Annotated in this window: 18 protein-coding genes and 1 riboswitch; of the genes, 12 read left to right on the forward strand and 6 right to left on the reverse strand. The window is 40.3% G+C overall.

Going from position 1 to position 18821, the window contains the following annotated elements:
* Window positions 1-27: 27 nt before the first annotated feature.
* Complete coding sequence (locus CHI10_RS06625) at window positions 28-435, reverse strand: LAGLIDADG family homing endonuclease (RefSeq protein ID WP_095243516.1); 408 nt, start codon at window positions 433-435, stop codon at window positions 28-30.
* 160 nt (window positions 436-595) lie between these two features.
* Here CHI10_RS06625 and CHI10_RS06630 point away from each other — a divergent pair, with 160 nt between their 5' ends.
* The 6 genes from CHI10_RS06630 (at window position 596) to CHI10_RS06655 (ending at window position 3983) form a co-directional block, all read left to right on the forward strand.
* A complete protein-coding gene (locus CHI10_RS06630) occupies window positions 596-1201 on the forward strand; it encodes a TetR/AcrR family transcriptional regulator (RefSeq protein ID WP_095243517.1) in 606 nt (201 codons plus the stop codon).
* Between the two features lie 46 nt (window positions 1202-1247).
* Window positions 1248-1397: an anti-repressor SinI family protein gene (locus CHI10_RS06635; RefSeq protein ID WP_095243518.1), complete on the forward strand. Its 150-nt coding sequence runs from the start codon at window positions 1248-1250 to the stop codon at window positions 1395-1397.
* Window positions 1398-1424: 27 nt separating this feature from the next.
* On the forward strand, window positions 1425-1856 hold the full coding sequence (locus CHI10_RS06640) for a hypothetical protein (RefSeq protein WP_095243519.1): 432 nt from the start codon (window positions 1425-1427) through the stop codon (window positions 1854-1856).
* A gap of 58 nt (window positions 1857-1914) precedes the next feature.
* Window positions 1915-1975: riboswitch (Fluoride riboswitch) on the forward strand.
* Window positions 1976-2035: 60 nt separating this feature from the next.
* Window positions 2036-2413, forward strand: coding sequence for a fluoride efflux transporter FluC (locus CHI10_RS06645; protein WP_095243520.1), 378 nt, complete (start codon window positions 2036-2038; stop codon window positions 2411-2413).
* The gene (crcB, locus tag CHI10_RS06650; protein ID WP_095243521.1) at window positions 2410-2778 is read left to right on the forward strand and encodes a fluoride efflux transporter CrcB; all 369 of its coding nucleotides are present in this window, start codon (window positions 2410-2412) and stop codon (window positions 2776-2778) included. The genes CHI10_RS06645 and crcB overlap by 4 nt, the downstream gene beginning before the upstream one ends.
* A gap of 98 nt (window positions 2779-2876) precedes the next feature.
* Complete coding sequence (locus tag CHI10_RS06655) at window positions 2877-3983, forward strand: mechanosensitive ion channel family protein (protein ID WP_095243522.1); 1107 nt, start codon at window positions 2877-2879, stop codon at window positions 3981-3983.
* Between the two features lie 27 nt (window positions 3984-4010).
* Here CHI10_RS06655 and CHI10_RS06660 read toward each other — a convergent pair whose 3' ends face one another.
* Window positions 4011-4550: a flavodoxin family protein gene (locus CHI10_RS06660; protein ID WP_095243523.1), complete on the reverse strand. Its 540-nt coding sequence runs from the start codon at window positions 4548-4550 to the stop codon at window positions 4011-4013.
* Window positions 4551-4722: 172 nt separating this feature from the next.
* Between CHI10_RS06660 and CHI10_RS06665 the strand changes: the two genes are divergently transcribed.
* The 4 genes from CHI10_RS06665 (at window position 4723) to CHI10_RS06680 (ending at window position 10687) form a co-directional block, all read left to right on the forward strand.
* On the forward strand, window positions 4723-6099 hold the full coding sequence (locus CHI10_RS06665; RefSeq protein ID WP_095243524.1) for an alkaline phosphatase: 1377 nt from the start codon (window positions 4723-4725) through the stop codon (window positions 6097-6099).
* Window positions 6100-6164: 65 nt separating this feature from the next.
* A complete protein-coding gene (locus tag CHI10_RS06670; protein ID WP_095243525.1) occupies window positions 6165-6800 on the forward strand; it encodes a DUF4352 domain-containing protein in 636 nt (211 codons plus the stop codon).
* 231 nt (window positions 6801-7031) lie between these two features.
* The gene (locus CHI10_RS06675; protein ID WP_095243526.1) at window positions 7032-7481 is read left to right on the forward strand and encodes a MarR family winged helix-turn-helix transcriptional regulator; all 450 of its coding nucleotides are present in this window, start codon (window positions 7032-7034) and stop codon (window positions 7479-7481) included.
* A 77-nt stretch (window positions 7482-7558) separates the two neighbouring features.
* Window positions 7559-10687, forward strand: a complete 3129-nt coding sequence (locus CHI10_RS06680; protein ID WP_095243527.1) for an MMPL family transporter — start codon at window positions 7559-7561, stop codon at window positions 10685-10687.
* 63 nt (window positions 10688-10750) lie between these two features.
* Here the strand turns inward: CHI10_RS06680 and CHI10_RS06685 are convergent, their stop codons facing one another.
* The 4 genes from CHI10_RS06685 to CHI10_RS06700 are packed head-to-tail and all read right to left on the reverse strand — an operon-like array spanning window position 10751 to window position 15303.
* Window positions 10751-11977 (reverse strand): Zn-dependent hydrolase, encoded by a 1227-nt coding sequence (locus tag CHI10_RS06685; protein ID WP_095243528.1) that lies wholly within the window; start codon window positions 11975-11977, stop codon window positions 10751-10753.
* An 18-nt stretch (window positions 11978-11995) separates the two neighbouring features.
* Window positions 11996-13480 carry a sodium:solute symporter family protein gene (locus CHI10_RS06690; RefSeq protein WP_095243529.1) on the reverse strand — a complete coding sequence of 495 codons (1485 nt, stop codon included), beginning with the start codon at window positions 13478-13480 and terminating at the stop codon, window positions 11996-11998.
* On the reverse strand, window positions 13477-13680 hold the full coding sequence (locus tag CHI10_RS06695; RefSeq protein WP_286137210.1) for a DUF3311 domain-containing protein: 204 nt from the start codon (window positions 13678-13680) through the stop codon (window positions 13477-13479). The genes CHI10_RS06690 and CHI10_RS06695 overlap by 4 nt, the downstream gene beginning before the upstream one ends.
* 18 nt (window positions 13681-13698) lie before the next feature.
* Complete coding sequence (locus CHI10_RS06700) at window positions 13699-15303, reverse strand: amidohydrolase (protein WP_095243530.1); 1605 nt, start codon at window positions 15301-15303, stop codon at window positions 13699-13701.
* A 164-nt stretch (window positions 15304-15467) separates the two neighbouring features.
* Here CHI10_RS06700 and CHI10_RS06705 point away from each other — a divergent pair, with 164 nt between their 5' ends.
* Together CHI10_RS06705 and CHI10_RS06710 are read left to right on the forward strand one after the other, a co-directional pair.
* Window positions 15468-17051, forward strand: coding sequence for a PucR family transcriptional regulator (locus tag CHI10_RS06705; protein ID WP_095243531.1), 1584 nt, complete (start codon window positions 15468-15470; stop codon window positions 17049-17051).
* A 379-nt stretch (window positions 17052-17430) separates the two neighbouring features.
* On the forward strand, window positions 17431-18783 hold the full coding sequence (locus CHI10_RS06710) for an aspartate aminotransferase family protein (RefSeq protein ID WP_095243532.1): 1353 nt from the start codon (window positions 17431-17433) through the stop codon (window positions 18781-18783).
* Window positions 18784-18821 lie beyond the last annotated feature (38 nt).

Below are 18821 nucleotides of genomic sequence, written 5' to 3' on the forward strand. Positions count from 1 at the left end.
AACACCCCCATTGATTGAAGTTTCACTTTATATCTTAAAAAAGTCTTCTTCGAATAAAATCTTCTGTCTTAACTTCTCCATATCATATTTGCCATTTCTCGGAGTTACTCTTACATAATTTTCGAGTATCCACAAAGCCCGGTTTCTCTTTTTATCCACTCTTAAGTAAGGTGATACTTGTTTTAGTACGGACATAACTTTTTCCTTTTGTTTAATATTCAGAGAGAAAGAATTTTTGTGAATACCCGGCTTGTAATTTTTTTTATTAATTATGGTCCCGCCTGTTAATGTTTGTATATAAACTAACAGCTCCTTATCAGTAGATGCTATTGTTATACAGGGCCGACGATGCTCTCTCGCATGCATCCTGGTTAGAGTGATTGTTCCTTCACCGTCTATAATTCCTGCAATATAAGCTGCTTCAAAACTTTCCATTTCCCATCCCCCAGCGTAAAATAAGAATGTACGTTCCCTTTTTGAGTATAACATAACTTTCTCTGTTTATTAATAAAAAATTCAGATAATTGGTTGACTTTTCCAATAATGATAGTAGATAATACTTATGAGTAATATATTGCAGATGGAGCTGTTATTTATGGGGAACAGAGGACGGAAAAGAGGGGTCAGCGGGGAGCAGAGCCGTGCACTGCTTCTTGAAATTGCCGCAGAGGAATTTGCGCTAAAGGGTTACTTTCTTACAAAAATTAGCGAGATTGTGCAAAGAGCAGGTCTCACACAGCCATCGTTTTACCTGTACTTTGAAAGCAAAGACGCCATTTTCCAAGAACTGGTCGATTTGTTTCGTAACCGGCTTTCCGAACTTACGTCCAATAGCCGTGTGGAATCAGGCCTTGATTTACCTGCACTTCCTGAACGAATAACCTCAGGCCTATCTGCTATTTTTAAATTTTTTATGGAAAACCAAAATTTAACCCGCATCGGTTTTTTCATGGCCCCGGATGCCGTGGAATTTAAGGAGATACTAGCTGGTCAAATTGAAGCCAATCTCTTATCAGAACAGCAGGCAGGGTACTTCAGGAAAGATATTGATATGGGAACTGTCGCTGAGAGTCTGACGGGGGTTATTGAACGCCTGACATTAACAAAATTATTCAATGGGTTAAAAACTCCAGAAGGTTTAGCAACAGAGATTGTCCATTTATTCCTATATGGAATGATTAATAAAAGCAGCACTCAATGAAGACTTCTGAGGGGAACAGAATCTTTACGGGAGAGTGGAAAAGGGAATGGAAACCTGTGAGGGTAAGATTGATAAAGAATGGGTAGAGCTAATACTGACAGCCAAACAGCTGGGGTTAACAATTGAGGATATACAGGACTTTATTAAACAGTCCAAGAATGGGACTAAGGTAGGAAATCTCCCGGATATTAAGTAGTCTCAATCAACGGGAAGGATAGATTCAATGCGGAGACTTTTGGCAAACGGTGCATTTACGGGGCTGCTATCTGGAACTTTCCTGGGGTTATTTCTGAAAATGGCTGAGATAACCACGGGAATAAAAGTGTACACATTGTTATTAAATGTGGATTACTTTCCGATTTTAAAAAACTATCATTTTCCCGAATTAATCGAGTTTGGATTTCACCTGATCATTTCAGTCATTTTAGGAGTCAGCTTATTATTTTTAATAAAAAAATACCGCTGGAAACAAATCTTCATCCGCACATTATTCATCACCTTTTCCATAGGAGTCCTGCTTTATCCAACAACTGCATTATCTGCACGAACCCCTGAACTTACATCTTTACCTGCCATCTTTATTTGGCTTTTAGGCCATCTGTTATATGGTCTGCTTCTTTCTGTGCTGTTTATAAAAAAGAGGAAATCTTATTGAAATTGGGATAAAAGTCTTTTAATTCTTTTTCCGATGTTTTAAAGTGTTAGTAAAGATAAACTCATCAGGTGATGGAGTTCACCATTAACCGCCTTTTGGCTAATGACTCCTGTCAGTTATGTGGTAACTGGCAGGAGTCTTTTTGTTTTGGGTAAAATAAGGGAAATGGAGGGTTCTGGATGGTTTATATACTGGTTGGTGCCGCAGGGTTTTTAGGTGCCGCATTACGTTACAGCATGGGCGTTTTTCTTTTTCAGGAAAGTGCCGTTTTTCCTTTTGCCACTTTGACGGTTAATCTCCTGGGAAGTTTCCTCCTGGCTTGGCTGACAACGGGGCTGATGGTTCGTCTTTCTTTGCCAGCCCATATAAAAACAGCACTGGGAACGGGCTTTGTTGGATCCTTTACGACTTTTTCGACATTGAGCGTTGAAACAGTAACACTTTTTCTCACTGGACAGACAGCTCTGGCCGTTTTGTATATTGCAGCCAGTCTTTTGGGCGGATTATGGATGAGTCGCTTAGGATTTCAGGTCAGGAAAGGAGAAGAAGCCGGATGAGTGCGTTATATGTATTAATGGTGGGAATAGGCGGTTTCTTTGGAGCAATCTCCCGGCTATGGGTCAGTCAGCTCATTAGTAAAAGATTTGTATCGAAGTTCCCGGCTGCCACGCTTGTTATTAACTTATTTGGTTCCCTTCTTCTTGGAATCATGGTGGGCTCAGGGATAGAAGGAAGTACTTTTATGCTGCTTGGCACAGGATTCATGGGGGCATTCACCACTTTTTCTACATTGAAGCTGGAAGCGATGCAGCTGCACATGGATAAAAGGAAAAAGGATTTTATTCTATATAATATTTTGAGCTATGGGGGAGGAACAGCCCTGGCATTTATTGGAATTGAATTGGGAGCCTTTATTAGGTGAAGAGTGAGGGTTTACCGACACAAACTTAGGGAATTTTGTATGATAACCTGTTCGAAGAATTATGTTATGATAACAAATAGCATCGAGGAGGTAATAAAATGTTTTGGGAATCTTATTTAACAAATGATAAATTAGTGGATATAGGAATTTCTATTGGGATCCTGTTGCTTTTTCTCATTTTCCGCAAGCTTTTTACTAAATATGTATTTACCCTTTTATTAAAGCTGAGCAGAAAAGCGCCAAATGACTTTTTCTCTCATATATTTATTTCATTCCAGAAGCCGATTCAGTGGTTATTTATCATTATAGGAATCTACTTTTCAGTTGGCTATTTTCCATATCTAAATCAGCATAATTCTTTATTTCTGGATATAATAAGTTCTTCATTCATAATCTTACTCACGTGGGGATTGTACAATATGGCAGCTGCGTCATCTGCCCTTTTTACCAGCCTGAAGGTTAGGTACGGCCTGGAAATTGATGATATTCTCATTCCGTTTATTTCAAAGGCCTTAAGAGTCGTTATTGTGGCCATCAGTTTTAGCATCGTTGCCCAGGAGTTTGGTTATGATGTGAATGGCTTTGTAGCGGGCCTTGGATTAGGCGGAGTTGCCATTGCGTTTGCAGCAAAGGATGTCCTTGGCAATTTGTTTGGCGGATTCGTCATTATTACAGAAAAGCCATTCACAATTGGTGATTGGATTATGACGCCGAGTGTGGAGGGAACAGTTGAAGACATTTCTTTCCGAAGCACGAAAGTTAGAACATTCGCTCAGGCACTTGTCACAGTGCCAAATGCTACGTTAGCAAATGAGTCGATTACAAACTGGAGCAAGATGGGAAAAAGGCAAATCAGCTTCAGATTGCGTGTTACTCATGATACGACAAAAGATCAAATGGCGAATGTGGTAGGGCAAATTGAATACCTTTTGAAACACCATTCAGACATTCATCCGGATACCATCTTTGTCACTTTTGACGATTATAAAGAAAATGGGCTTGATATCTTCCTTTATTTCTTTACAAAAACAACAAATTGGGGCGAGTTCCTGAAAATAAAGGAAGAAATCAACTTTGAGATTATGGACATTCTTGAAAATGAGCGTGTTTATGTGGCTATGCCTAGCAGGAAGCTATACTTGGATCCTGATGGCGAAAATCAGCTAAAAAAAGATTCCAGGGTGAGACAGGAATCATCCAGATAAAAAGGCGGGACCCTCGAGTCCGCCTTTTTATTTTGAAAATCTTTTATTCCATTGTTCGGCCTTCGCTAATGCTAAAGAATCTTCTTTCACTTCTCCCGGCTTTACCCCGCTCCCGATGATATAGTCCGCGAATTCCATCCCGACAAAATCAAAAATGTATTGAAATTGCTGAACAAGTGGAAGTCCTTTGACTTTCGCACTGCTGCCGCCGGTAATAACTACGTATGCCTTCTTCTTAGCCAGCTCTTCTTTCAGATTAAAGCGCTCATCCCTTAGATACTGGGACCAGCGATCAAAGAAATCCTTCATTGGACCGCTCATGCCATACCAGTATAAAGGGGTAGCGAATACGAAAACATCATGTGACAGCATGTTCCTCACTAATTGTTCATAGTCGTCATTAACCGTTGTAAAGCCGCCATCCGCATGCCTTTGATCCACAATCGGTTCGATATGCAAATCTGCTAATTTTACAAGGGTGTGATCAGTCCCTTCCACAATCTTATTTGCCAAATACTCCGAGTTCCCGTTTTCTCTTGTACTGCCCAGCAAAGCCAATACTTTCATTGAAATCTCTCCTTCGACTATCGTCCTTGTATGAATTTTACATAAAAATATTGGGGGAAGCAAAAAAAGCATCTTTACATTAGTGTTAGTTCATTTTTACATTCTATTAATCTCTCATTTACATTAGGGTTCTATACTACTATTTGTAAGATAATAAAGGGAGGTTAATAGAATGAAATTTAAGAAATTCACAAAAAAGACACTTCCAATCCTTGCTGCTTCTGCAGTTGCGTTTGGCGGACTAATCGGTTCAGTACAGCAAACAGAAGCTAAGGGCAAAACAGATAATAGAAAGATCAAAAATGTTATTTTCCTTATCGGCGACGGGATGGGCGTATCCTACACGTCTGCATACCGATATTTAAAAGACGATCCCGGCACAAAATTTGTTGAACGTACTGAGTTGGATAAATATTTGGTCGGCCAGCAAATGACTTATCCGGAAGATCCCGAACAAAATGTTACAGACTCTGCATCTGCAGCCACAGCCATGTCTGCAGGCATAAAAACATATAACAATGCCATTGCTGTTGATAATGACGGCTCTGAGGTAAAAACAGTTTTGGAAGCAGCGAAAGAGCAAGGAAAAGCGACTGGTCTTGTAGCTACATCAGAAATTACGCATGCCACTCCTGCCTCATTCGGATCGCATGACGAAAGCCGGCAGAATATGAATGCCATTGCCGATGATTATTATGATGAACTTATCAATGGCAAGCACAGAGTAGATGTTCTACTTGGCGGGGGAACTGATCTGCTTGTCCGCAAAGACAGAAACATCGCGGAGGAATTCAAGAAAGACGGATACAGCTATGTAACAAACCGCCAAGAATTATTGGCTGATAAAAATGAACAAGTTCTTGGTCTGTTTGCAGAACGCGGCATGCCTAAAATGATTGACCGCACAGAAGACACACCTTCACTGAAGGATATGACTGCTTCTGCAATCGAGCGTTTGAACAAAGATAAAGACGGCTTCTTCCTGATGGTAGAAGGAAGTCAGGTAGACTGGGCTGGCCACGATAATGACATTGTCAGCGCTATGAGTGAAATGGAAGACTTCGAGAAAGCATTCAAAGCTGCGGTCGAGTTTGCGAAGAAGGACAAGCACACTCTTGTGGTGGCAACTGCTGACCATTCAACTGGCGGCTATTCCATCGGTTCTGATGGCAACTACAACTGGTTCAGCGAGCCAATTAAAGCAGCGAAGCGCACACCAGATTTCATGGCGCAGGAAATTGCCAATGGAGCCGGTGTGGAAGAAACGCTAAAGGAGTATATTGATCTTGATTTAAAAGAAGGAGAAATTCAATCTGTTAAAAAAGCTGCTGAAACGAAAAAGGCAGCTGACATCGATAATGCCATTGAAGAAATTTTCAACCAGCGCTCCCATACGGGCTGGACAACAGGCGGCCATACAGGTGAAGATGTGCCTGTGTATGCATTTGGCCCAGCCAGCGACCGATTTGCAGGGCAAATTGAGAATACTGACCAGGCTAAACTGATCTTTGAGATATTAAAGTCTAAAGTAAAGATTGAAGATAAATAAATTTTTATCTCCCGCTGCTTTCGGAATGCAGCGGGAACTTTTTTCAATACTGAAGGGGGATCATCATGATAAAAATAATCACAGTGATTACGCTCTTATCCACTGTCCTGTTCGGCTGCTCAAGTGCCCCGGAACAGCCTGCAGATGCTAAGGCAGAAGTTCCGGCGGAAAACGAAGCGGTGGAAAATTATGACCCAAACCCTCAGGTTCCGGATGACCGGCAGCTGCGGGAAGAAGGGAAGACTCACATAGATGAAAAAGGTGAAATCACTTTAAAAAAAGCAAAAACTGTGGACGGAAATTATAAGATTGGCCCAATCGAAATGAAAGTAACTGATGCAAAAGTGATGCATCTGAAGCCTGACTACAGTCTGGTTGACTATTTTCACACCTTGACCCATGACGAGGAATTTGACTTTGTTAATTTTTTTGTGCAAATTAAGAACACCTCTGATCAAAAAGTGAATTTTGCCCCGGCAGCCATCCTAGAAACAAGCGAAGGTGAGCAAATAACCTGGGAAAAAGATATGTATCTTGATGGGCTTAACAAAGAAATTGGGCCTAACGAATCCAAAGCCGGCAATGTTGGCTTTATCATTGAGAAATCAGATCTGAAAAGTATTGAAATAACTACCAGCGACGTGTTTAGTGGTGATAAGAACAAGATTGAAGATGCAGAGAAGATTAAAATCGAATTTTAAGGACAAGGCTCCAGAGATGGGGTCTTTTTTTTAGTTTCGGCGATAAGTTCAAACTCAATGAATTAGAAATCTTCGCTGTTATCGCAAATGAGCAAGGTAAACTTTATTTTATTCCAGTTGATAAAGTTAAATTGACAATAATCCTTCTCTATATTAAAGTTAACTACGTTAATAGTTAAGTAGTTGAACAGTTAAACGATAGAATAATCACACTGTGAGGTGAATATATAAGTGAGTGTGCCAGACATTAAGGATTTGGTCGACCGGTATATTGCCGTTTCTTTTTCTGTTGAGAAAAAGGCTGCGTCCCTTGTGAAAGATCAGATTGGCAGCGATCTGACCAATGATCAGCATTTTACTCTGAGGTACATAAACCAGGCAGGTTCCTGTACTTCGTCAGAGCTTGCAGAAGTGTTTGATGTAAAAAAGAGTGCGATCACCGCCATGATAACACGCATGTGGGAAAAGGGCCTGATTCAGCGGACGCGTGATGAAAATGATCGCAGGGTCGTCTATCTGACCCTTACCGAAAAAGGGAATGAGTTGTACGTGAAAGCAGAAGAAAAGATTCATAACCTTGTAGAATCGCTGATAAATAAATTTGATCAAACCGAAATCCAGCAGTTCATCGAAACATTTGAGAAATTGGATAAAGTACTATCGCAGTCTAACGGGCAGTAAGACTAACAATCAGCGGAGGAAAGTTCCCGCTGATTGAAGTTTCACTTTTATCAGAAAACAAAGCGGGGGATAAAATAGTGTATTCAATTATTAAAAGAAAATGGCTTGTCATTGCCGTCTGGATCGCAGTGGCTGCCGGCTTGTTTATGGCAGCTCCGAACATGGCAGATCTGGTCCGTGATAAAGGGCAGATTACTGTTCCTGACGAGTATTCATCCACACTTGCCGGGGATATCATGCAAGAAGTGCAGAAACAGGAAGGCGGCGGGGATGAGACCCAGATTGCACTTGTTTTTCATAATGATAAAAAGCTCACAGGAGAAGAAATCAAAGAAGCGGAGAAAGCTATCCGGACGCTTGAAGACAAAAGCTCAGAAATGGGAATCACTGAAATTCTTACCCATTTTAATGAAGAAAGCTTAAAAGAACAGCTTGTTTCAGAGAATGGCAAGTCGATTCTTGCTTCTGTAAATGTAAGCTGGAACGATCGTGAGCCAGCAGAGCTGAGTGAAGAGCTTTATTCAGCTATTGATGATGCTAAGGTAGATCACTATTATACGAGTGAATGGCTGATCAATGAAGATCTCATGAACAGTTCTCAGGAAGGACTGAAAAAGACGGAAGGGATCACAGTCGTCTTTATTCTGGTTGTTTTGCTGCTGGTATTCCGATCAGTGGTTGCGCCGATTATCCCGCTCCTGACAGTGGGATTCACTTATCTTGCTTCACAATCCATTGTGGCATTTTTAGTAGATAGACTGGATTTTCCGATTTCAAACTATACCCAAATTTTCCTTGTAGCGATTCTGTTTGGGATTGGAACAGACTATTGTATCCTGCTGCTTAGCCGTTTTAAAGAAGAGCTTTCCTATAACGAGAGCACAGCAGACGCCATTGTGGCAACATACCGAAATGCGGGGCGTACAGTATTTTTCAGCGGCCTGGCTGTTATGATTGGCTTTGCTGCAATTGGCTTCTCGCAGTTTATTCTTTACCAGTCAGCAGCAGCTGTGGCCATTGGTGTAGCGATTCTCTTAATTGCTTTATTTACCATTGTGCCATTCTTTATGGCGGTGCTGGGACAGAAAATATTCTGGCCTTCGAAAAAGAGTGCCGAGCATGGTGAAAGCAAGCTATGGGGTACGGTCGGCCGATTCTCGCTGGCGCGTCCATTCCTGGCATTGCTTATCGTGGCAGCTGTTTGTGTGCCATTCCTGGTAACATATGACGGAGACCTTTCCTACAACTCCCTTGAGGAAATCGGCGGGGATGTTAATTCCATTAAGGCATTTAATGCCATAGCTGACAGCTTTGGGCCGGGAGAATCCATGCCAACGCAGATCGTCTTGAAAAACGATGAGGAAATGGATTCAGCAGAATATGTAGGCCTGGCTGAGAAAATTAGCCGGGAAGTTGAAAAAGTAGATTTGGTGGATACAGTCCGTTCTGTTACAAGACCAACTGGAGAGCCAATAGAAGACTTCTTTGTTGCCAAACAAGCTGAAACGCTTGAAGAAGGGCTGGGGGAAGGAAAAGATGGACTGAACAAAATTTCTGATGGTTTGAATGAAGCAAGCAGCGAACTGTCCAAATCAGAACCTGAACTGCAGAATGCCGCAAAAGGAATCAATGATTTGATTTCGGGCACCAATGAAATCAAGTCAGGCCTTGGTGAAATTCAGACGAACCTGGCAAAAATCGAAGATGGTATTCGCCAGGGATCGGCAGGTTCAGATCAAATTAAAGAGGGATTAGAAAAATCCAAGGCCGGTGCCGAAGAGCTTCTCGCTGGATATCAGCAGCTGCTAGTTGGGTATCAGTCAGCAGAAGAGGCCATTCCTTCCTTAATGGCGGGCTATAAAGAAATCCAGACGAACTTAAATCAGTTGTCGGATGGCATCAGACAGGCAAATGAAGCACTGTTTGGCTATGTTGAAACCAAGGACCCTGAGCTGGCCCAAGACCCTCAATACCAAGCAATTAAAGGTCAAGTAGCTGGCCTTCAGCAGCAGCTTCCAAAAGTTTCAGAAGGTATCAATGCTGCTAATAGGGGGTTAACACAGCTGCAAAACGGCTTGGCGGAAGCAAATAAAAACTTCGGGACCGCCATATCCGGCCAAAAGGAATTAGCTGCCGGGCTCCAGCAGCTGATCAAAGGAATCGAAGCCCAGCAGGCAGGGCTCAATCAGCTTGCGGACGGCCAGGGACAAATCGTTAATAATTTTCCAAAGCTGACAAATGGTTTAGCCGGAATCAATGGAGGGCAGGAACAGCTTCTTGCCGGATTTGGCGATCTTGGCGGACAAATCAGCCAGCTGACAGATGGCCTTGGCCAGAGTGCAGATGGGCTTGAGCAGGTATCTGAAGGACTCGGTTCTGCACAGGATTACCTGGCAGGTCTTTCAAACTCGGATAATATGGATGGTTTCTATCTGCCGCCTGAGGTTCTGGAGGATAAAGAGTTTGCCCAGGTGTTTGATGTCTATTTGTCTGAGGACCGAAAAGTCATGACAATGGATGTTGTGCTTGAAGCAAATCCTTATTCTAACGAAGCCATTAACCAGGTGGATGAAATCAAGGAAGCTGTGGAAAGAGCGACAAAAGGGACTAAGCTTGAAAATGCAGTTGTCGCGGTAGGCGGGATTACAAGTACCAATGCTGATTTAAGCACAATGTCAGATCAGGATTACTCCCGTACAGTCGTATTGATGCTGCTGGGCATTTCCATCATCCTTGTGTTCCTCTTCAGATCAATCATCATGCCAATCTATTTAATTGGATCATTGATTCTGACCTACTATACAAGTATGGCAATAAATGAAGCGATTTTTGTGAATCTGCTAGGATACACAGGCATCAGCTGGGCGGTTCCATTCTTTGCATTCGTTATTCTCGTGGCGCTTGGCGTTGACTACAGCATTTTCTTGATGGACCGTTTTAATGAATATCGTGACCTTTCAATCGCAGATGCAATGCTGTTATCCATGAAAAAGATGGGCACTGTTATTATTTCAGCTGCGGTAATCCTGGGCGGAACATTCGCGGCAATGATGCCATCCGGAATGCTGTCGCTATTGCAGATCGCGTCCATCATTCTGATCGGATTAATGCTCTACGCACTGATTGTGCTGCCGCTATTTATACCGGTCATGGTCAAGAACTTCGGCCAGGCAAACTGGTGGCCGTTTAAAAGAAGTGCTAACTAAAGAAAAGAGAGGCTGCCTTCGTGAGAAGGCAGCCTTTCTCTTAGCGAAGAAAACTGCTTCAGACTATGAGTTTACCTTTTCCTTGCACAATTTTAATACAGCGTTAAGTAGTACATTAGCTCCCTTAGCACAGTCTTCATAAGAAGTAAATTCATCTTCACGGTGACTGTACCCATTTACACTTGGAACAAAAATCATTGCTGTTGGAATATATGAAGCGATGAATTGTGCGTCATGTCCAGCGCCGCTGTACATTCGATGCCCCCTATACCCTAATTCATTGCAGGCATACTCCACAGCATCAACTACTTCTGCATCAAAGTCAACTGTATCACGCTCCCAAAGCTGTTTCGAGTCCACTGAACAGAAATTAGGGTTTTCTGGTAATTCATTTACTATTCTCGTTACTTCTGCGATGACTTTTGGATCCTTATGTCTTGCCTCTAAAGTAAAGGTTACTTCAGAAGGAATGACTGTATGAATATTAGGATAAGCATTTATACGACCGATTGTGTAGACAATATCAGAATCTAGTCTTTGCAGCTGCTTTTGCATATCTGCTATCAAATTGGCAGCGGCAAACATTGGATCCCTACGCATATTGATTGGAGTAGTACCTGCATGATTGGATTCTCCATAGACAGAGATTTCGTAGCATACCATTCCAAGCACACCTTCAACAATACCAATATCTAAGTTTTTCCGCTCTAGCACAGGTCCTTGTTCAATATGCAATTCGATAAAAGCACTGGCTTCCTGCAAACGATTTGTTTCTGGACCTTCAAAACCGCTTTCACTTAATGCTTGGGCAAATGAAATGCCATTTGTATCAGTTGAAGCAAGCATCTTCGTTTTATCAAATTTGCCTGATAGAACACCAGAAGACATAAGGGATGGCTCAAATCGGGCTCCTTCTTCATTAGTAAAATTGACAATCGTAATAGGATAATCTAATTCGATATTTTCTTCTTTAATTGTATAGACAGCCTCTAAAGCAGTAAGGACACCCAGCACGCCATCGAAACGCCCACCCTTGATCACAGAGTCCAAATGAGAACCTATTACGATAGGAGGCAGGTTTTGCTTACCAGGCAAAGTTGCATATATATTTCCCATATCGTCGCGGGTTACTATCATGTCCAGTTCCTCGCATAATTCCTGGAATTTCTTCCTTGCTGCAAGATCCTCAGCCGAAAATGAAAGCCTTGTTACTCCGTTGTTTTCGGTTTTGCCGTATCCACTGAATAATTCAATTAATTGCTGAAGCCGATTAGCATTACACTTTTTCAAAGAATGACCCTCCCTTAATTATTGGGCAACTTCTTCTGCTACCCGGGCATTTTCTCTTTCTACGATTGCGTTAGTAAGGAGACTGACACTCACTCCGATGAATAAATTAATCCCTATTGCTACAAATCCAATATTGATATCATTAATAGCACTTGGAATATTTGGGAAGATATTGATTAATTTAAAAGATGTTATTGCGTTATATAATACAATCGAAACTCCTGTTAAAATTCCAGCCATAGCACCGTATTTATTCATAAACTTGGTATTAAAGAAGCCGAAAATCAGCGCTGGCACTAATTGTGTGATCAAGCCATATGACATAATGTTTAAGATAGCCAATGCATTACCGCCTGTAATAGTGAAAACATAAGCTATTAAAATAATCAATAAAACGAATAGTTTGGATACAGTAAGCTGCTGGCGGTCACTGGAGTTTGGCTTAATTAACTTATAAAAACCTGTCATCAATCCTACAGCACCGGACATAACCATAACGGATACCGGTACTAACGCAGTTAATAGGCCAGCCCCGCCTACAATTCCTACAAACCATGGATCAAATGTTTGCATAGTTAGACGCAGCAGTGATAGGTCACCTTCTGCTCCTTGTAATCCCGGAACCTGAATAATCGCTGCAAATCCAATAAAAAAGGCAAATAATATTAAAATGGTATACAAAGGCAAAGTGATCGCATTTTTCTTTAATGAGCGTTCACTTTTAGCAGATAATACTACACTGAAAGATTGCGGGAGCAGGTAAAAACCAAATGCATTTAAAATAATGGTGGAAATAAACCATGGCATACTATAGCCTTCAGCTGCAAAGGTTAAAGCTTCTGGCTTTACTGTTTGAACGGCCTCAAATAAGGGCTGAATGCCGCCGAAATAATGATATGGAATATAGATGCCTAAAAATACGATGACAAATAAAATCAGTATATCCTTTAATACTGCATTCCAGGCGGACCCATGGATACCTGAGACTGTGACATAAATTGTGACAATTACTGCACCGATGGTAGAGGCAATTAATGGCGATATAGCTCCATATGAGGCTTCGGATACAATAATTCCTAAACCTTTTAATTGAATTACAATATATGGAACAAGAGCGATTAAACCAATAAAAGCTACGACTACACCCAGTGCTTTGCTGTTATAATTTTCCATAAAGTATTGGGGCTGAGAAATGACGTTATGCTTTTTTGCAAAACGCCAAATTTTGGGGATAATCCAATAAGAAAGCACATAAGCCAAGCAAATATAGGCTGGAACATAGTAAGCTGCTGCACCATTTGAATAGGCCCATCCACTGCCGCCTAAAAAAGTAAAGGTCGTGTAAACTTCACCTGCAATTAATAAGAATACGAACAGCGTACCGAATCCTTTGTTCCCAACCGCAAACTCATTTACGTTCATTTCTTTTCCGCGAGTAGCACGAATACCTAAGTATAAAGCGACAGCAGCAACGAGAAAGATGATCATTAAGGCGACGTTCATTCGACTTCACTTCCTTCATTTGCAGGGTCTAATCTATAAACGATGAACAAAATGACAGATGATAGAATCATCCAAACGGCAATCCAAAATAATAAGAATGGCAATCCTAAAATATAGGGTTCAATGCGATTAGCTGCTGGCAGAAGGACACACATTCCTATGAAAGGAATAAGCAGTAATAGTTGTGAGTACTTTTTCACATGCTTCACTCTCCATTCTTAGATTTCATTTGCGTAGACTATTTCACCATCCAGCATTGTTAAATCTGCTTTCACTTTGGGGATATCCTCAATAGGGCAATTTAATAGGGAAGTGTTTAAGATGACTAAATCCGCCAATTTCCCTGCTTCAATGCTTCCTTTGTCATCCTCATCAAAGCTAGCGTAAGCAGCGTTATAGGTATACAATCGGATGGCATCCATGAGAGATATTTTTTGCTGTTGCCCAAAGGCTGTATTTTCGCGTGTTAAACGCCTGACAGCAGTGTAAATACCCATAAATGGATTAACTGTTGTTATCGGCGCATCTGAACCAGCAGCTGAAATGATGCCCTGGTCCAATAAATCTCTTGCGGCATACATATAATGAATACGTTCACCATAATTGCGGATATAACTTTCTCCGAATTCATATGGGAATGAAGGGTTGAGAATCGGAATGACCTTCAGCGCCTTTGCTTTTTCCTGCAAATCTGGGGGACATACGCCTAAATGTTCTACACGATGGCGGTGATCCTCGCGCGGATACTCGTTTAGCAGTCTTTCCACGACATTTAAATATTGCTCTATTGCTTTATCTCCCTGAGCATGCACGGTAATTTGATAGCCATTTTGATGAGCTGTTGAGAAAATTGCATAAAGCTCATCTTCTGTATACTGCAAGTAACCGTAATTATTTTCATCACTTGTATAGGGCTCACGAGTAGCAATTGTCGGCCCTGTACTGCTTCCATCAGTAAATAGTTTAGCAGGGCCAATTTTGAAAAAGTCATTGCCTGTATGGGTTATTACACCAGCATTCAGCATGTTTTTAGTAAAGTTCTCGCAATCATTCAGACTGCCGATCATTGCATAAATCCTGGTCTTTATTAGCTTCTTGTGTGAAGCAATTTGCATAATTCTAAAGCTGTTTTCATCAAATCCTCCTGCATCATGTACACTTGTAATTCCATAGGATAATAATTGTTCATGGGCCTTTGAAAGTGCGTTAAATAATTCTTCATCACTATAAGTCACATACTGATTAAAATGTAAAAAGGCATTCTCGATGAGGCGGCCCGTTAATCTTCCACGGCCGTCTTTTTCAATGGTTCCGCCTTGGGGATCAGAAGTTGATGAATCTATATCGGCCAGCTTTAAGGCAGCTGAATTAACCATGCCGATATGACCGCAAGTACGGGTAATGACGATTGGGTGTTCTTGTGATAGGTGATCAAGTTCCTGGATTGAAGGATAACGCTGTTCCTGTACCATAAGCTCATTGAACCCAAAAACCCGTATGATTTGTCCATTTTTAGTCTTTTGGACAATTTCTGATAATTTGCTCAAAAGTTCTTCAACCGAAGTAATCACAGGGTCTTTACAGTTGAGATGCATTAATGTATTGCCGTATAAAAAAAGATGCATATGAGCATCAATTAGACCAGGCAAAACAGATCTTCCATGCAAATCAATGACTTTTGCCGAGGATTTAACGAGTTTTTTTATTTCTTCTGTTTTACCAACCGCTGCTATCTTATTCTCTTCTATCAAACATGCTTCATAGACTTCGTTTTTACTATTAACTGTAATCACTTCGCCATTAATTAAAGCTGTCTGATTCATGGGCTCACCCTCCTTGTCACAAATAAGGTTATAAAAAAAATATAACATAGCTATTTAAGAGCTTGATATGAACATTATGTAAAGTAGTTCCCTATATCGTTTTACATTATGTTATATTTTTCTGTATAAAGTTTCATAAACCTTTTTTCTGGGGAGGGTAAAATATGTCATATTCACTGACAGTTCAAGACTTATTTGATAAAAACCATTTCCAAAAGGCAGAAGTGATAGCAGGTCATAACGGAATTTTGAATACGATCAAGTGGGTACATATACTGGAATCAAAAGAGATAGGCACTTTCATTAAAGGAAATGAATTAATATTAACGATGGGAATTCAGCTAATCCATGAAGAAACACTGTTTGAATTTGTTGAACAGCTCATCAATAAAGAAGCTGCTGCATTATGCATTGAATTTGGTGAACATATTCAAACGGTTCCAAAGAATGTAATTGAACTGGCTAATCAGTACAATTTACCGATTATTGTATTTAACGAAATCGTCCCATTTATTGAAATAACGCAAGAGATACATAGTATGTTAATTAACCAGCAGTACGAAATGATCAAACGTCTCGAAAATTATTCACAGGAAATTAATAAATTAACTTTAAAAATAACCCATTATGAACATATTTTAATGAGGCTTTATAAATATTTAAATCTAAGCGTTGCATTCATTATAAAAGGGCAGCAGCCATTGTTTATTCCAAATGAGAAGCATCACATATATCATAACTTAAGGGAAAAGTACGAAAAAAAAGGGGAAGGAAAGCATTTCGCCAAATGTGAAGTAAATATTTTAGAGGAAAGCTATGGAGAGGTATGTATCTTCACAGAGAACCGAACTATAAATGAGTTTGAATTATTGGTGCTGGATAGAACGGTTACTGCATTATCACAATATCTGCTGCGAAGTCTATATATAGAGGAGAAACAAAACATTCACTCCCGTCTTTTATTGGAGTCCTGGCTGGATGGAACAGTTGAAGATTCTGCCATTACATCCTTCTTACAGGAACAGGGTTTTCATAATTTATTAAATTGCTCTTATTTTGTATTAATCGATCAAATCAAAAATACAAAAAAAGAGTATGATTTAAACTATTATAAATTATATTCCCGCAATATTTTTGAGAATAGAGGCTTCATCCCATTTTTATTAGAAGAAAAGCAAAGGCTTATATATGTAATTGCTGATATCTATGGACATGATATAAAACACCGTATCATAGACTGCATTGAGAAAATCAGTAACTTTAGAAAGAACAATAATTATATAAATCTATCGGTCACTACTGCTGTGGGGCAGATTATCAATAATTTTAAATCAGTCCGCCAAAGCTTCGAAACTGCACAGGATACTCTGTTAATCCGGAATAACGCTCTTCAGCTTTCCTATTTTTATGAAGATCTTTACATACATCAATTAGTTCTGCAAATGCAAAAAAATAAAGCAATTATGGATTTAGCTAAAAACTATTTAAAGCCTCTTTATGAATACGATGCAAAAAATAATGGACAGCTGATTGTAACGTTACAAGTTTATTTACAGTGTAATTGTCTCAAAAAAGAAACCGCTCAAAAGTTATTCATTGTTCGCCAGACGCTATATCATCGTTTATCCAAAATTGAAAGTTTAATAGGAAGTGATTATATGCTTCCTCCCAAACGCCTTGCTGTAGAAATAATGCTGCTGGCTACTCAATATAACTTTCAGTCTGCCGGCATCGAAAATCAGGATTAGAGGGTTTATAATCATTAATTTTAGAATCTTCAGTTATTGTTTCGCTTGAGGTTTTATCCTTAAGCGCTCCTTTCATTTGTCAAATAGTAAATATAAGTGTTGTTAAAACTCACTGCCTCTTTAAGCAACTGGGCTGAAAGCAAAAAAGTCAGTCCGTGGCATTTCGCATTCAAATACTGTACAAAGTCTTGCTAAAAGAAGTCTCCCTGACCGTATTTTCCGTTCGCGGATCTTATGAAAAGCGAGTTTAATAGACATCATACAGAGTCAATATGTGAAATGATATTTAGCAAACATTTTACATTATGTCTGATGATAAACACGAAATTTAACTTCAGAATAAAGACAGATGAATCAAATTTCTAAAGGAGTGACTCAAATGGGCAATGTTCATATTGCAGATAATTTAGCAGCGAAGGATGAAAAATACCTTTGGCATTCAATGAAGCCATATAACCCGCAAGCAACAGCCATTATTCAAAAAGCGCAAGGAGCCTGGCTGACGGATATTGAGGGGAATCGTTATCTGGATGCCATGTCAGGTTTATGGTGTGTAAACGTTGGTTATGGAAGGGAAGAAATTGCAAAAGCTGCATATGACCAGCTCCTTGAGAATAATTATACTCCCTTAACTGTTAGTCATCCTTCAGCGATTTTACTTGCCGAGAAAATAAGTAATCTATTAGGCGGAGATTATGTTGTGTTTTTCTCCAACAGCGGTTCTGAGGCAAATGAAACAGCATTTAAAATCGCCCGCCAGTATTATCAGCAGAAAGGGCAAGGAACCCGGTATAAAATTGTTTCGCGTTATCGCGCATATCATGGAAACTCTATGGGTGCACTCGCAGCAACAGGGCAAGCTGAGCGGAAATACAAGTATGAACCATTAGCTCCAGGATTTATTCATGCTAAAGCTCCGGATCAGTATCGTTACAATGAGGATGGATATAAGAGTGCAGCTGATTTACCTTCTGTTCAAGCGGTAGACGAAATTATGACATGGGAACACTCAGATACAATAGCGGCGATGATTTTGGAACCGATTATTACAGGAGGGGGAGTAATCATGCCTCCTGATAACTATTTAAAAGGTGTAAAAGAAGTTTGCGAGAAGCATGGCGCTTTATTAATAGTAGATGAAGTAATCTGCGGTTTTGGACGTACTGGCAAAGCCTTTGGCCATCAGCATTATGGAGTGCAGCCTGACATTGTTACGATGGCAAAGGGGCTTACGAGTGCTTATATGCCGCTTTCTGCAACAGCGGTTAAGAGAGAAGTTTATGAAGAGTTTACTAGAAACGGAAACTATGATTTTTTCCGCCATGTTAATACATTTGGGGGCTCTCCCGCTGCATGTGCAGTTGCATTAAAAAATCTTGAAATAATGGAACGTGAGAATTTATTTGAACAATCTTCATCAATGGGTGATATTCTTGTTTCTGAATTAAAAGACAAAATATCACATTGTCCTTATGTTGGGGATATTCGAGGAAAAGGATTGCTTATAGGAATCGAGCTGGTAGAAGACCGCATTACAAAAAGTCCTTTACCTGCAGAGAAAGTGAATCAAGTGATTGCAAAGTGCAGGGAGAAGCGTCTGATTATTGGGAAAAATGGTGTGACAGTGGCAGGATACAACAATGTATTAACACTTTCCCCGCCGCTAAACATTACCCTTGAGGAGAAAGATTTTATTATTGCAGGCATAGTGCAGGCAATTGAAACTTTATAAGTAAGTAAATATTCCAACGAGCAGAATTTCCGGTGAAT

It is taken from the genome of Bacillus sp. 7894-2, assembly GCF_002272225.1.
GTDB lineage: Bacteria > Bacillota > Bacilli > Bacillales > Cytobacillaceae > Cytobacillus.